Consider the following 15,698-nt stretch of genomic DNA (forward strand, 5'->3'; position numbering starts at 1 on the left):
CCCACCAGAGCAGCATTAGGTGAGTTTGTCATCTTTAATGAAGATGGCACACCTGCTGTCACATTGGAAGGTATTGCTGGCTTCCCAACCCCAGATGGCACTGGTGGTGGTTTCTTCGTTACTTTAACTGAACCTACAGCATCTCTCAGTCTCAAGGTGTTTGATGATGGTGCGAATGAAGGTATTGAAAGTTTCACCTTCAATTTGGTGGATGGAGAACAGTATCAAGTTAGCCCCGATGCTGGTAGTATCGCTCTGAGTATCAGTGATACCCCAACCAATCCTGTTGGTGGTGCTGGTGACGATATTGTGGTTGGTACTGACAGCAACAACAGTTTGTTTGGTAATGCTGGTAATGACCGCATCTTTGGCGGTCTGGGTAATGACTACTTATTTGGTGGTGCTGGCGATGACTACTTAGATGGTGGCGAAGGTAACGACGCATTGTTTGGTGGTGCTGGTACAGATACCTTATTGGGTGGTGCTGGCAATGACTACCTCACAGGCGGTGCTGGCGATAACATCTTAAATGGGGGTGATGGTAACGATATCCTCTATGGTAATGGTGGCAATGACACCTTACTGGGTGGTGCTGGCAATGACATTATCTACAGTGGTGCTGGTAACGACTTGATTAACGGTGGTCTGGGTAATGACCTCATTTTCTTGAATGGTGGACAAGATACCGTCGTTGTGGCTCAAGGTGCTGGTATTGACACTATCAACAATTTCCAAGTCAGCTTGGGTCAAAAGGTTGGTTTGAGTGGTGGACTCGCCTTTGAGCAACTAGCTTTAACTCAAAGCGGTTTGGATACGTTGGTGAAAGTCGGTGATGAAACTCTGGCTGTGTTGAAGTTTGTTCAATCTAGTGATTTGAGTTCTTCAGCTTTTACAACGGTCTAATGATTTTGTGGTGAATGGTTAGTTATTGACCATTCACCGTTTCGGTATTGCTGAATGAAAGTGTGAGTTGATTTTCATACCTCAATTCAGCAATGCCTTAATTAATTTTAGAGGGACGCAGAGTTACGCAAAGTATTTCTCGAAAACCGATCCGGAACACTTGTTGAGTGAACATTTCATGAATCGGAAAACCCTATTATGACAAGTTTAGTAAACTTCAATGCGATCGCTGGTGCTTTTGACTCTCAAGATAATTTAGTCGCATCAGCAATTGTCAAATCCCTAGAAGATGGTACTTCTCTGCTAACTTTTGTGTTTAGTGTTGATGGCGAAGTCCCCGCAGAAGGATTAATTGTCACGGTGAATAGTGATATTGCTTTCCGTGATAACTTCAGTAATCTGGGACTTGAACCATTTTCTCCTGGGGGTGAATTTGTCGGTGCAGTCTTCAACGCAGATGGGGAAGCTACTGGATTTAAATTTAAACTAACTCAAGCAAATGCGTTAATCAATCTTGCTGTCAAAGATAACGGTGCTGGGACGCAAACAGCAACTTTCACACTGGAAGCTGGCGATGACTACAGCATTGGTGATAGTTCGTCAGAAGTCACCTTCTACGCCAGCCTTGAGGAAGTACCTACTCCTAGTGTGACACCGGAAATCAGCCTGAGTGTGGAAAATGCCACTATTAGCGAAGCTGAAGGTAATACCACTACACTCAACTTTACCCTCAGTGAACCACCACCAGCCGGAGGTGTACTCGTTTATGTTAAGAGTAATACTCAAACTGGTGGCGAAGGCGACCCCGCAGGACGGGATATATCGGAATTCGATGTTTACAATGCTCAAGTTGAGGGGGGCGTTTTCCCTGCACCTAATTTTGCTGCCAACGGTTTTTACTTTAAAATCACTGAGCAAACCGCTAGTATTACTCTGTCAGCCTTTGCTGATGATGCCGTTGAAGGTATTGAAGAATTGACTTTCAATTTGCAATCAGCCCCCGGTTATACGATTAATGAAACTGCATCAGGAGCTACTATCACAGTAGTAGATGATGCAACCTCCCAAATTCAAGTCAGTCTCACCACCTCTCCACAATTGCTGATTGAGTCGGAAAGCACTGTATCACTACATACTTTTAATCTCAGTGCTACGCCACCAGCCGCAGGTGTGACTGTATCGGTAAATGCTCCCAACCTGAACGAGTTTAACCTTGATGCTATCCAAGTTGAGGGAGGGGAAATTGTCGCTATCCGCAGTGATGGATTTGACTTAAAAATTACTGCTAAGTCGGCAACAATTCAGCTACCTGTGCAGGCGGATGGTGTGGCTGAATCTGTTGAGACGGCAGTGTTTAGCCTGTTACCAGGTGCAGGATATCAGGTGAATCAGGCTGCAAATTCTGGTAATTTTACGATTGTTGATGTACCTGAATTAGCACCTCCTTTGAGTGAAGTTAGTGAACCCAACGACACAATTGACACAGCTTTTGATACAAGGTTGAGTGCAGCTGCGCCTTTCTTTACTATCAATAGCACCCTGGATTTTGATTTTGATAATAGCTACGTCACTGAAAACGGTTTAGTTTATGTAGATGCTTCCGAAGATGTAGACTTCTACAAAGTTGAACTGAAAGCTGGTGACACTATCAAAATTGATACTGACTCCAATCAATTTGCAGATGGGAGAAAGGTAGATACTTGGTTGCGTCTGTTCGATGTCAGTGGTACAGAATTAGCATCGAATGATGATGGTGCAGCCCCAAATGAAGTTTTTGACTCTGGTTTCCAGTCCTACATTGAATTTACTGCCCCTAGTGACGGTGTTTACTATGTGGGCGTGACTCTGTATAACAACAGTGAGTATGACCCCAACAAACCTGCTAGTGGTAATGGTTATAGCAGCACTGACCCAGATGAGTATGGTACTGGTGAGTATACCCTCAACATCAGTCTCAACAACCCCAATGGCTTTGTAGCTGGAGCGACGGAAATTCCCCCAGGTAATGGCGAAGGCCCTACCATCTTCCTGCAAACGATCGCCGGAACTTACAATAATGATTTCGAGAACCGCGATTTTCAAATTTTAGCCCCGGCTTTGGTGGAAACATCTGGGGAAGATGCGGGTTCTGCACTAAATATTGTCTTGGTTGCTGGTGGTGAAGTTCCCGAAGAGGGGATTGATGTTTTTATTACCAGTAATATTGTTCTGACAGATTACTTTGGTGGTGTGGAAGAAGATTATTCAGTCGCTTATGGGGGGAATCTCAACGGTAAACCCTTTAGTCGTGGTGGGGAATTTCTGGATGCTGTTTACAACGAAGCTGGTGAGGCTATTGGCTTTAGGTTCAGGCTGACAGAATCTTTTGCTACGATTACCCTCAATCCCACAAATCGAGAGGAAGCGGAAACTGACGGGGCAGAAACGGCTACATTTACTATTGTGGAAAGCCTTGGCTACCAAGTCAATCCGGCTGCTAGCAGTTCTACTGTCACCTTCTACGATACCCTAGAGCAAGTTCCTGCTCCCTCGGTGACTCCAGAAGTCAGTTTGGCGTTTAGCACCACAGAATTAATTGAGTCTGAGGAAACTTCTTTCACAATCACTCTTTCTCTGAGTGAACCACCTCCAGCAGAAGGTGTACAAGTTTACATCAGTGGCAACGCTCAAGATGCCTTGAATGAGTTTAGCATCTTCCAAGCACAGTTTACTGGTGGTGTACCGATCGCCGATGGTGCAGTTAGTGGCTTCTATTTTAAGTTGTTGGCTCAAACTGCAACTATTACCTTACCTGTATTTAACAGTACCGACATTGTTGAAGGGATTGAGGAATTTAATTTTGAGGTCAAGCCTGGAGTTGGTTACACTGTCAATCCAGAACAGAGTTCGGCTGTCATTACGATTAAAGATACTCCTGAGTCGGAGATTCAGGTTAGTCTCAGCACTGAACCACAGGTGTTGATTGAGACGGAAGGAACGGTAGCCAAGCTGAATTTTAGCTTGAGTGCTACCCCACCAGTTGCAGGGGTGATTGTCACCGTCAGCGTGACTGATATTGCTGAAAACTTTGTCACAGATAGCTTGGTGGTAGAGGGAGGGGAATTACTGGGATATTCAGCCGCAGATAATACCTTCACTCTGAAGATTACCGAAAAGACTGCGAGTTTAAGTGTAGCGATCGCCAACGATAATATCGCTGAAGGTGTCGAAACGGCTACTGTAACTCTCTTAGCTGGTGATGGTTATCAAATTAACCCCCTAGCTAATAGCGGTACATTGACACTCGTGGATTCACCAGAACTAGCTCCTAGTTCCTTAGAAGAATCTAATGATACTCTAGCAACTGCGATCGCCACTGGGTTGACTACAACTAACACCACAGTCACCTTTGATGGCGAAATCGCTGAATATACCGTCGGGGAAGGTGAGGAAAGCATTCAGGTTGACGGGACTGAGGATGTAGACCTATACAAAGTCAATCTCAAGGTAGGGGAGAAGCTCTCAATTAACGTTGATGCGGCAGAAATTGATTCTAAGTTACTGTACGCACAGTTGCGAATCTTTGATGCAGAAGGTAATGAACTGGCGAAGACCGATTTTGATGACTTTCAAGCCGCACCATATGAGGTGTTCTCAGCCTTTAATGACCCTTACTTAGAGTTCACCGCCGAAACAACTGGTACTTACTATGTTGGCATCAGTCAGATTGGTAATGACTACTATGATCCAAATATGGTTGGTAGTGGTTCTGGTTGGCTATTCGCTGATTTCGGAATTGAAAATGGTGAGTACACAGTTAGTTTTAATCTAACTCCAGAGCAACCGACTAACCCCGTTGGGACTTCAGGTGATGACACCCTGATTGGGACTTATGAGGAAGAGAGCCTGTTTGGTAACGCTGGTAATGACACACTCTATGCTAGAGGCGGTGATGACAAGCTATTTGGCGGTGCTGGTGACGACCTCTTAGATGGTGGCGAGGGTAATGACGCGCTGTTTGGTGGTGGTGGTACAGATACCTTGCTTGGTGCTGCTGGTAATGACTACTTAACTGGTGGTGCTGGCGACAATCTATTAGATGGGGGTGACGGTAATGATCTCCTCTATGGTAGTGGTGGTCAAGATACTTTACTGGGCGATACTGGTGATGACATTATCTACAGTGGCTCTGGTGATGACTTGATTAATGGTGGTCTTGGTAATGACATCATCTTCTTGAATGGTGGTCAAGATACTGTGGTTGTGGCTCAAGGTGCTGGTGTTGACACTATCAACAATTTCCAAGTCAGCTTGGGTCAAAAGGTTGGTTTGAGTGGTGGTATCACTTTTGAGCAACTAACTTTCAGTCAAAGTGGTTTGGATACGCTGATTCAGATTGGTGATGAGGCTCTGGCTGTGTTGAAGTTTGTTCAATCTAGTAGTCTGAGTTCTGAGGTGTTTACTGTTGTTTAAGTGAGAGTTTAAACGCAGAGGGGCGCGGAGGTAAGCGCAGAGGTACGCAAGGAGGAATGTTTCATATTCCCTTTGCGCCTTTGCGCCTACTCTTCGAGAACGACTTCGTCGAATGCGTGAGAAAAAACAATAAGTGGTTAATTAAAAGTATGGATTTTAGTCTGTTTTATTTTGATGGTGATGGTTCTGTTGCTCGTCTAAATCAATATCAGCTTTTGATAGAGAGTGCTAAGTTTGCTGATACTAACGGTTTTACGGCTGTTTGGACTCCAGAGCGACATTTTCACTCTTTTGGTGGTCTGTACCCTAATCCAACTCTGACAAGTGCGGCTTTGGCGATGATTACTGAAAGGGTACAGCTACGGGCTGGGAGTTTTGTTTTACCTTTACATGACCCTGTACGGGCTACGGAAGAGTGGGCTGTGGTGGATAATTTATCACATGGTCGGGTAGCGATCGCCTTTGCTTCTGGTTGGACTGTAGATGATTTTGTTTTAGCTCGTGAACCCCATGCTCACCGCAAAGCCGTGATGTGGCGTGATTTGGAGGTGATGCGGAAGCTGTGGCGGGGTGAAGCTATTGAACGTCAAGATGCGACTGGGAAAACTTTCACAGTAAAAACACTGCCTCGTCCTGTACAAAATGAACTACCCGTCTGGATGACTTGTCAATCTTCAGAAACCTTTGTGGAAGCAGGAAAATTAGGAACTCATATTTTGACTTCCTTATTAGGTGGTACTCTTAATGATATTGTTCCAAAAATTCAACTTTATCGAAAATCTTTAGCCAAACATGGACACGACCCCCAATCGGGGAAAGTGGCGTTGATGATTCATACCTTTTTAGGGGATGATATCAATGATGTGAAAGCAAAAGTTACACAGCCTTTCTGCAATTATCTGAAAACTCACTACGACTTGCTGGAAAATCTGGCTAAGGGTATGGGGTTAAATGTCAGTATCAAAAACTTCTCGGAAGATGATATTGATAGTTTACTGCAATTTGGCGTGGAAGGATTTATGAAAGGGCGATCGCTCATTGGCACTCCTGCAAGTTGTCTTCCGTTTCTGGAACAAATTCAAGCGGCTGGTGTTGATGAAGTTGCTTGTTTAATTGATTTTGTGCAAGATTACGATTTAGTGATGGCAAGTCTACCATTTGTTAGTCAATTAAAGCTGTTGCAGGAAAATAAAAAATCAATGGTTGGTGTAAGGGTGTAGGGGTGTTTTGGTTAGGTTTTAAGTTCATGAAAAAATGGTGTAACTTAACGATTATTTTGGGCTTATTAAGTCTATCTACAGCTTGTACAACATCACAGGCAAATATTAATTCTACTGCTCAAATTGCCGTCGAACCTGCACCTGTGACTGCTGTAATTGCACTGGGACAAATTGAACCAGAAGGGGAAGTAATTAAGCTTTCTGTGCCTAATGCTCAAGATAGTCGAGTTAACCAAATTTTGGTGAAGGAAGGGGATTTTGTTAGAACAAACCAAGTTATAGCAATTTTACAAGGAATTGATCAATTAGAAGCAGATTTACGCGATGCTGAGGCTAATGTGCGTTTGCATGAGGCGGAACTTTTAAAGGTGCAGCAAGGTGAAGCTAAACAAGCTGAAATTGCCGCACAAAGAGCTACTATTGCTCGTTTAGAAGCGCAGTTGAAAGCAGAAACTATCCAAAAGCAAGCTGCTATAAATAGTGCAGAAGCAACACTACAAGAAGCACAATTAACTTATCAACGTCGCCAAGATTTATCTACTGAAGGTGCTATTTCTATTGCAGATGCAGACACAGCTAAAAGAGAATTAGCTACGGCTGAAGCTACCTTGATGGAACGCCAAGCAGAATTAGAGAAAACTATCACGACTTTACAAGCACAAATTACTCAAGAAGAGGCGACATTAGCACAATTAAAAGAAATTCGTCCCGTAGATGTCAGAATTGCGAAAGTGCATTTAGAGAAAGCTAAAATTGCTGTCATTCAAAAAAAAGCTCAATTAGAAAATGCCAAAGTCCGCGCTCCTTCTGCTGGTCAAATATTAAAAATAAATACTCGTATTGGTGAGCAAGTCAACACTAATCAAGGGATTGTCGAAATTGCTCAAACTAACCGAATGTTTGCTGTGGCTGAAGTAGCGGAAACTGATATTGATAAGGTGCGTCTCGGACAAAAAGCAATTATTAGCAGCGAGTATGGTGGTTTTAGTGGTGAAATTAAAGGTACTGTTGAACAAATTGCTTTACAAATTGGTAAAAGAACTCTGCAAAATGCTGCTAATACAAGAGGCCCTACAACTGACGATAATTCACGGGTGATTGCTGTTAAGGTGCGGATTGACCCTAAGTATAATTCTAAAATTGCTGCTTTAACTTATATGTTGGTACGGGTAAAGATTGATATTGGGCGGTAGTTTGTGGGAGTTTTAAAAGCTAAAAGGTGCTTAAAGTTTTCTGTTGCGTCTATTTAGAATTGTTAATGTTAAAATATATTTTCAAAAAAGCACAATTTCAGCGTTCACTGGCTTGGTCGCAGTTATCACATCAAAAAACTCGTCTTTTAGTGGCGATGGGAGGAATTGCATTTGCCAATATATTAATTTTCATGCAATTGGGTTTTAGGCAATTATTTACTAGTGGGGCTACGGCTTTACCGGAAAGTCTCAAAGGAGATTTATTTTTAGTACATCCAGATACTAGATTTTTAGGTTCAATTGAATTTGACCGTTTGCGACTATATCAAGCGGCGGGAATTGCAGGTGTTGCTGATACTATTCCTCTCTATATTAATTCTGGTGTTGCGTGGGCTTATAAACAAGAATATCAATCTTATGAAGCACGGGTGATTGCTTTTAACCCTAACAGAAAAGTCTTTGATATTCCTGAAGTGAATGTTCAACTCCATAAAATCAGTGTACCTGATAGTTTTATATTTGATCGGTTCGCTAAACAAGAGTTGGGAACTGTCGTCCAAGATTTTAGTAGTAATAAAAATAATCAACTGACAGTTCTAATTAATCGGCGTAAGGCTGATATCGTTGGATTATTTAATTTGGGGAACTCATTTTTTCTGGGTACAGGTAATGTGATTACCAGTGAGGCTAATTATGCAGAAATATTTGGTAAAGAAATTTTAAATAGAGTCAGCATTGGTATAGTTACCTTAAACCCTGGTGTTAATCCAGAAGCAGTAAAGGCTGGTATTGAAAAAAATGTACCTGGTATTAGTGTCTATACTCATGAAGAGTTAATTGCTAAAGAATTGAAATATCAACAAGAAAACCCGGCTGGATTAATTTTTAGTTTTGGCGCAGTTATGGGGTTTATTATTGGGGTGGTAATTGTTTATCAAGTTTTATATGCCGATGTGAGAGATCATTTGGCTGAATACGCTACCCTTAAAGCAATGGGTTATTCTGATATTTATCTTTTATTGGTAATTTTCCAAGAAGCAGCCATGCTGACAGTATTAGGTTTTATCCCAGGCTTTTTTATCTCTGTGGGAATGTATAGTTTTCTCGCAGATTTGACGCGCTTGGAATTGGCGATGACACCTGATTTGGCGATTATGGTATTTATTCTGACATTAATTATGTGTTTAGTTTCAGCTGCGATCGCTTCTAGTAAACTCCGTTCTGCTGATCCCGCAGATGTATTTTAGTCCAATGTTCAAGCAGTTTTGGCGCATCGGTAAACTTTATTGGCTTTCAGAAAAAAAGTGGCAAGCGATCGCACTCCTTTTTCTGTTACTATGTCTCTCACTCATCGGTACAGTAGTCACCGTTGTCTTAAGCCTGTTTCTCGGTGAACTAGAATCATCTCTAGCCGCAGTAGATAGCAACCGATTTATCCAAGCGGTGGTAATTTTCCTGGGAATTTTACTCATCGGTGTACCAATTCTCGCCCTGAAAACCTATTTGCAAGCCCAATTAAGTTTATCTTGGCGACAGTGGTTAACTACATATTTTCTTAATCAATATCTGCATCAACGCAACTTTTACCACCTGACGACAACATCGGATATTGATAACCCAGATCAACGCATTGCCGAAGATATTCAAAATTTTAGCCAACAATCGCTTTATTTTGCCATAGTCCTATTAGACTCAATTTTACAACTGATTGCCTTCTCTGGAGTCCTGTGGCGCATTGCACCTACATTAATGGTGTTTTTAATCATTTATGCTGTAGTTGGCACAGTATTCACCACAATAGTTTTTGGTAAGACTTTAGTCGGAATTAACTTTGAACAACTCAAACGAGAAGCTGATTTACGCTACGGCTTGATTCGCGTGCGAGATCATGCAGAAGCGATCGCATTTTACCAAGGACAAGCGGTAGAATCTCAAGAAATCTGGCAAAGGTTTCTCAGAGTCGTCAGCAACTTTACACATTTAATTCGTTGGCAATTAGGCTTAGACTTATTTCAAAACAGTTATCAATACATCACATTTTTACTACCAACATTTATATTAGCCCCTCGAATTTTAGCGGGAGAACTAGAAATAGGCGTATCCGCACAAGCTGGAGTAGCTTTCCGCAGTATTTTACTAGCTTTAAGTTTAATTATTAGCCAATTTGAGCAATTGAGTAACTTAGCCGCAGCCGTCACTCGGTTAGATGAATTGCAAAATAGTATTGAGAAACTAGAAAACCCCTCTCCAAAGACGCAGAGCGGCTTCTCGCTAGAGTACCTCTCCCCTGAAAGGAGAGAGGCTTTAAATATTCCCCCTTCCCTACTAGGGAAGGGGGTTAGGGGGTTAGGTTCTACCAATAATCTAAAAAATCAGAGTGATGGAGAGGAGTATTTAATTAACTTAGTTGAAGATTCCTGCATCAGTTTCCAAAACGTCACCCTACACACCCCCGACTATCAAAAGATTTTAGTCAAAGATTTATCCTTTACTGTTTCCCCTGGAGAATCCCTATTAATCACCGGTAAAAGTGGCGTAGGTAAAACCTCTGTATTGCGTGCATTAGCAGGATTGTGGCAGTCGGGAAGTGGAAAAATTACCTATCCAAAATCGCACCTACTCTTTTTACCCCAACGTCCCTACATGATTCTCGGCAGCTTACGAGAACAGCTACTATATCCCCAAAATAACCGCAGTATATCAGACGATGAACTCTTGCAAGTGTTACAGCAAGTAAACTTAACAGACTTAATAGAACGCTTCAACGGTTTAGATAGCATCACCGACTGGGAAAGAGTCTTATCAGTTGGAGAACAACAAAGATTAGCATTTGCCCGCTTACTCATACAGTCTCCCCAATACGCCATTCTAGACGAAGCCACCAGTGCCTTAGACGAAAGCAATCAAACCCAACTGTATCAACAACTCCAAACAACCCAAATCACCTACATTAGCGTCGGACATCGCTCCTCACTCCGCCCCTTCCATCACCACATACTCGAACTCATAAAACCTCCGCGCCCCTTTGCGTAAACCTCCCCTCTGCGTTCAATCACCCCCTAGACTTATTAATAGAAACTTGCAATAATAAAACCACATAACTAACTTTTAAGCTTCTAACTAATCATTACTTTCTACCTTACTCAGCAATCCCCAAGAGTAAGCATATATTGATATGACATCCTCCCAGCCCAACATCCCCCAGCAGTTACAAAGCCGTTTAGCCTCACTAACGCCTGAAAAACGAGCCTTACTAGAAAAACTACTCCGCCAAAAAGCCAATTCTAGCCAAATTATTCCACCCCGCAACAATAACACCGAATTACCCCTTTCCTTAGCCCAAGAAAGACTGTGGTTTCTGCATCAAATCAACCCCAGCGATTCATCCTATAATATTGCAATTTCTTGGCAATTAGCAGGAAAATTGCAAATTCCGACTTTATTAGCTAGTTTACAAACAATTATCCAACGCCACGAAAGTTTAAGAACTGCCTTTTTATCCCAAGAAGGTAAACCTTATCAAAAAATTGCGGCAAATATTAACTTACAACTACCAATTATTGATTTACAAGACTTACCACCGCAACAACAAGCACAAACAGCCCAAGATTTAGCCAAATTAGAAGCCAGTCAACCCTTCGATTTAACTCAAGCCCCCTTGATGCGGGTGAAATTAATTCGCCTCGCACCAAATCAAGCCACCCTACTGCTAACACTACACCATATCATCGCTGATGGATGGTCACGGGGCATCCTGTTGCGGGAATTAGCAAGTTGTTATCGTGCATTAATTAACGGTGAGCAACCATCTTTACCTGCATTATCAATTCAGTATGCAGATTTTGCCCTGTGGCAGAGAGAATGGTTGCAAAGAGAAGAAATGAAAACACAATTGGCATACTGGCAACAAAAATTAGCCAAATTGCCTACCCTAGAACTACCAACAGATTACCCACGCACCGCACTACAAAAGTTTAACGGGAAAACAGAATCATTTTTACTGTCCAAAACTCTCTCAGAATCCCTGAAACAATTGAGTAAACAGCAAGGTGTAACGCTGTTTATGTTGTTGTTAGCAGCTTTTAAAGTGTTGCTACATCGCTATTGTCAGCAAGACGAGATTGTTTTAGGAGTACCGAGTGCAAACCGCGATCGCCAACAAATACAAAGTTTAATTGGTTTTTTCGTCAATACGTTAGTATTACGCACAGATTTATCTGGAAATCCCACCTTTACCACCCTCCTCGAACGCATACGCACCACCACCGCCGAAGCCTTTGAACATCAAGAAATTCCCTTCGCCAAAATTGTAGAAGCACTCCAAATAGAACGGGATTTGAGCCATAATCCCTTAGTGCAAGTGATGTTTCAGGTGCAAAATGAAGCTTATCAGTTGCAGAATGATTCCCAGTTAGATTTACAACTACCAGACTTAGAAATTCAGCAAACTTGGGTAGAAACTGGCGCAACCAAATTTGACTTAACTTGTCATATAGTGGAACGTTCCCAAGGGTTGCTGGTGGTGATGGAATATTGTACAGATTTATTTCAGCAGCAGACTATCACCCGGATGATTCAGCACTTGCGGGTGTTACTAGCAGCCATTGTAGAGAAACCAAACCTGAAAATTTCCCAAATACCCATTCTCACCCCTCAAGAACAACATCAAATCCTGGTGGAATGGAATCAAACCCAGGTAGACTATCCACAAAAGTGGTTACATCAACTATTTGAGGAGCAAGTTCAGCGTACACCTGATAGTATTGCTGTTTGTTATCAAGAGCAAACCGTTACCTATGAAGAACTGAACAGCAAAGTCAATCAACTCGCCCATCATTTACAAAAATTAGGCGTAGGTTGTGAGTCTTTAGTAGGAATTTATTTAGAGCGATCGCCAGAATTAATTATAGCCTTACTAGCAGTTCTCAAGGCTGGAGGCGCGTACATCCCCCTAGATAATAAACTCCCCCCTGAGCGTTTAGCCTATATGCTGGGGGATGCTCAACCGAGAATTATATTAACAATGGCTGCATCGGTGACAGCATTACCAGAATATCAAGGCAGTGTAGTCTGTTTAGATGAAGATTGGCAAGCGATCGCTCAAAACCCCGCAGAAAACCCCCCCAACATAGTTACAGGTGAAAACCTTGCTTACATAATTTACACATCCGGTTCGACGGGTAAACCAAAAGGCGTAATGCTTACCCATCGAGGATTAGCCAATTATCTCCAATGGGCGATTCAAACCTATCCAGTAGATTTAGGTGTGGGTGTACCTGTACAATCTGCCATCAGCTTTGATGCCACAATTACCAGTTTATATACACCCCTGCTCGTTGGGAAAGCGGTAATATTGCTACCAGAAGCCGAGGAAATCGAAGCACTGAAAACCGCCCTCAGTTCTGCAAGCAATTTTAGTTTAGTTAAACTTACCCCTGCTCATTTAAGCATACTGTCTCAACTTCTACCGCAACAAATGCCAGCCGGATACCCCCAAGCATTCATCATTGGCGGTGAAGCACTAATCGAACAACATTTAGAATTTTGGCGCAGTTATTTTCCCCAAACAAAGTTAATTAATGAATATGGCCCCACAGAAACCGTTGTAGGATGCTGTATTTATAATGCTTCACAAGGAAAATCGAACCAGGGTAATGTACCTATTGGTCGTCCTATTGCCAATACCCAACTTTATATTTTAGACCACTATTTACAACCCGTTCCCATCGGCGTACCAGGAGAACTCTACATTGGTGGCGCAGGAGTCGCCAGAGGTTACATAAATCGCCCCGAATTAACAGCAGAAAAATTTATTAGTCAACAGTCAACAGTCAACAGTCAACAGTCAACAGTCAACACTCTCTACAAAACAGGCGATCGCGCCCGCTACCTCAGTGACGGTACAATAGAATACCTGGGCAGATTAGACGATCAAGTAAAAATTCGCGGATTTAGGGTGGAATTGGGGGAAATTGAAGCAATTTTAAAAGCTCACCCCTTAGTACAAGAAGCAGTAGTCATCCTACGGAAAGATCACCCCCAATCGTCTCAATTAGTCGCTTATCTTGTCGGGAATCAGCAAAAAACAGATTTTCGGCAATATTTAGCGACGAAATTACCAGCTTATATGCTACCTTCAGCCTTTGTCTGGCTGGAACAATTACCATTGACAACCAACGGGAAAGTTGACAAACAGCAACTTCCCGCACCCGCAGCCAAACCACAGTCAGAACAAATCGCACCACGTAACGCCGCAGAAGCCACCCTAGTAGAAATCTGGACAGAAATTCTCGGTGCGAGCGTTGGTATTCATGATAATTTCTTTGAGCGTGGGGGAGATTCCATCCTAAGTATTCAAATGGTAGTGAAGGCGAATAATGCAGGAATCAAGTTAACACCCAAGCAACTATTCCAGCATCAAACCATCGCAGAACTAGCAACTGTGATAGAAATCGCGCCGACAACTCAAGTAGAACAAGGAATAGCGACGGGAATAGTCCCCTTAACGCCGATTCAACATTGGCTATTTGAGCAAAATTTGCACAAATGGGATTACTTTAATCAAGCTGTACTTTTGGAAGTAGCGGCAGATTTAGAGGTAGATTACTTAAAACAGGCAATTGAGGAGCTAGTATTACATCATGATGTATTGCGTTCTTGTTTTACGAGTTCCTCGTTAGATGCTGCGTGGGAGCAAGATATAATTCCCACCTTCGATAATCAGGATATATTGACATTTGTTGATTTAAATGGATTGTCACCAAACCAACAAACCCAGCAAATTGAATCAATCGCCTCTCAACTGCAAGCTAGTTTAGATTTAGCTCAGGGGAGATTATTTAAAGTAGCCTTGTTTAAACTAGGAGATAATCAAAATCATCGCCTACTATTTATCATTCATCATTTAGTTGTAGATGGAGTTTCTTGGCGAATTTTGCTAGAAGATTTAGTCATAGCCTATCAACAGCTAAAAACCAATCAAACACCTGTAAAACTACCATCAAAAACCACATCTTTCCAAGAATGGGCGCAAAATTTGGTTAATTACGCCGAATCTGATCAAGTTGTCGCACAATTCAAAACTTGGTTAGAAATTCTCCCTAAACAATTACCCCAATTACCTTTAGATAAGATTGGTAAAGGTGATAATAACATTGCCTCTGAAGCTGAAATTCAGGTTAAGCTAGATATCAGTCAAACTCGCGCCTTGCTAGAAGTAGTACCCAAAGCCTATCATACACAAATCAATGATGTATTATTAACCGCTTTAGCAATAACCTATAGTCAATGGACACAACAAAATTCTGTACTGATTGACTTAGAAACGCATGGACGAGAAGATTTATTTCCTAATATAAACATCACTCGGACAGTAGGTTGGTTTACCGCAGTTTTTCCAGCATTTTTAGAATTTAAAAATATAAATGACATCGGAAAAAACTTAAAATATGTAAAGGAAAGACTCAGAGAAATTCCGCAAAAAGGTATTAGTTATGGGCTGCTACGATATTTAAATCCGAATCAACAGATATCTCAAACTTTACAAGCACTACCCCAATCTGCTATTAGTTTTAATTACTTGGGACAACTAGATTTATTTACCTCCCAAGCATGGATTCTGGGACTAGCAAAAGAATCTACAGGATTATCATCCCACCCTCTAAATCAGCGTCGATATGTATTAAATATCAATGCTTGGATCGCACAATCTCAGTTACAAATTCAATGGCGATACAGTCGCAATTTACATGACACAACCACCATTGAAAATTTAGCCCAGCAATTCATTAAAACATTACAAGCAATAATTCAATATTGCCAAGCACCAAATAGTGGCGGTTATACACCGTCAGATTTTGCAGGTGCGCGTTTAAATCAGCAGCAACTCGACAAATTTTTAAACAAGCTTCAGCCAAAGAAAAGGTAGTGA

Annotated in this window: 7 protein-coding genes; all 7 read left to right on the forward strand. The window is 41.9% G+C overall.

Annotation, left to right across the window (positions count from 1 at the left end; all coding sequences use genetic code 11):
- Positions 1-903: calcium-binding protein (locus H6G14_RS25920; protein WP_277884330.1), on the forward strand; the 903-nt coding region annotated here is incomplete at its 5' end.
- 198 nt (positions 904-1,101) lie between these two features.
- A complete protein-coding gene (locus H6G14_RS25925) occupies positions 1,102-5,355 on the forward strand; it encodes a pre-peptidase C-terminal domain-containing protein (protein WP_190570946.1) in 4,254 nt (1,417 codons plus the stop codon).
- A 149-nt stretch (positions 5,356-5,504) separates the two neighbouring features.
- Entirely contained in the window at positions 5,505-6,575 is a 1,071-nt protein-coding gene (locus H6G14_RS25930; protein WP_190570958.1) for an LLM class flavin-dependent oxidoreductase, read from the forward strand.
- A 26-nt stretch (positions 6,576-6,601) separates the two neighbouring features.
- The gene (locus tag H6G14_RS25935; RefSeq protein WP_190570948.1) at positions 6,602-7,768 is read left to right on the forward strand and encodes an HlyD family efflux transporter periplasmic adaptor subunit; all 1,167 of its coding nucleotides are present in this window, start codon (positions 6,602-6,604) and stop codon (positions 7,766-7,768) included.
- 65 nt (positions 7,769-7,833) lie between these two features.
- A complete protein-coding gene (devC, locus tag H6G14_RS25940) occupies positions 7,834-9,015 on the forward strand; it encodes an ABC transporter permease DevC (RefSeq protein ID WP_190570950.1) in 1,182 nt (393 codons plus the stop codon).
- A 4-nt stretch (positions 9,016-9,019) separates the two neighbouring features.
- The gene (locus tag H6G14_RS33710; protein ID WP_242053617.1) at positions 9,020-10,801 is read left to right on the forward strand and encodes an ABC transporter ATP-binding protein/permease; all 1,782 of its coding nucleotides are present in this window, start codon (positions 9,020-9,022) and stop codon (positions 10,799-10,801) included.
- A gap of 142 nt (positions 10,802-10,943) precedes the next feature.
- On the forward strand, positions 10,944-15,695 hold the full coding sequence (locus tag H6G14_RS25955; protein WP_190570952.1) for a non-ribosomal peptide synthetase: 4,752 nt from the start codon (positions 10,944-10,946) through the stop codon (positions 15,693-15,695).
- The last annotated feature ends 3 nt before the right edge of the window (positions 15,696-15,698 follow it).

Origin of the sequence: Nostoc parmelioides FACHB-3921, from assembly GCF_014696625.1 — a bacterium.
GTDB lineage: Bacteria > Cyanobacteriota > Cyanobacteriia > Cyanobacteriales > Nostocaceae > Trichormus > Trichormus parmelioides.

Coding starts and splice junctions, on each gene's coding strand:
- H6G14_RS25925 (WP_190570946.1), top strand. CDS start 1,102: ATGACAAGTTTAGTAAACTTCAATGCGATCGCTGGTGCTTTTGACTCT.
- H6G14_RS25930 (WP_190570958.1), top strand. CDS start 5,505: ATGGATTTTAGTCTGTTTTATTTTGATGGTGATGGTTCTGTTGCTCGT.
- H6G14_RS25935 (WP_190570948.1), top strand. CDS start 6,602: ATGAAAAAATGGTGTAACTTAACGATTATTTTGGGCTTATTAAGTCTA.
- devC (WP_190570950.1), top strand. CDS start 7,834: ATGTTAAAATATATTTTCAAAAAAGCACAATTTCAGCGTTCACTGGCT.
- H6G14_RS33710 (WP_242053617.1), top strand. CDS start 9,020: ATGTTCAAGCAGTTTTGGCGCATCGGTAAACTTTATTGGCTTTCAGAA.
- H6G14_RS25955 (WP_190570952.1), top strand. CDS start 10,944: ATGACATCCTCCCAGCCCAACATCCCCCAGCAGTTACAAAGCCGTTTA.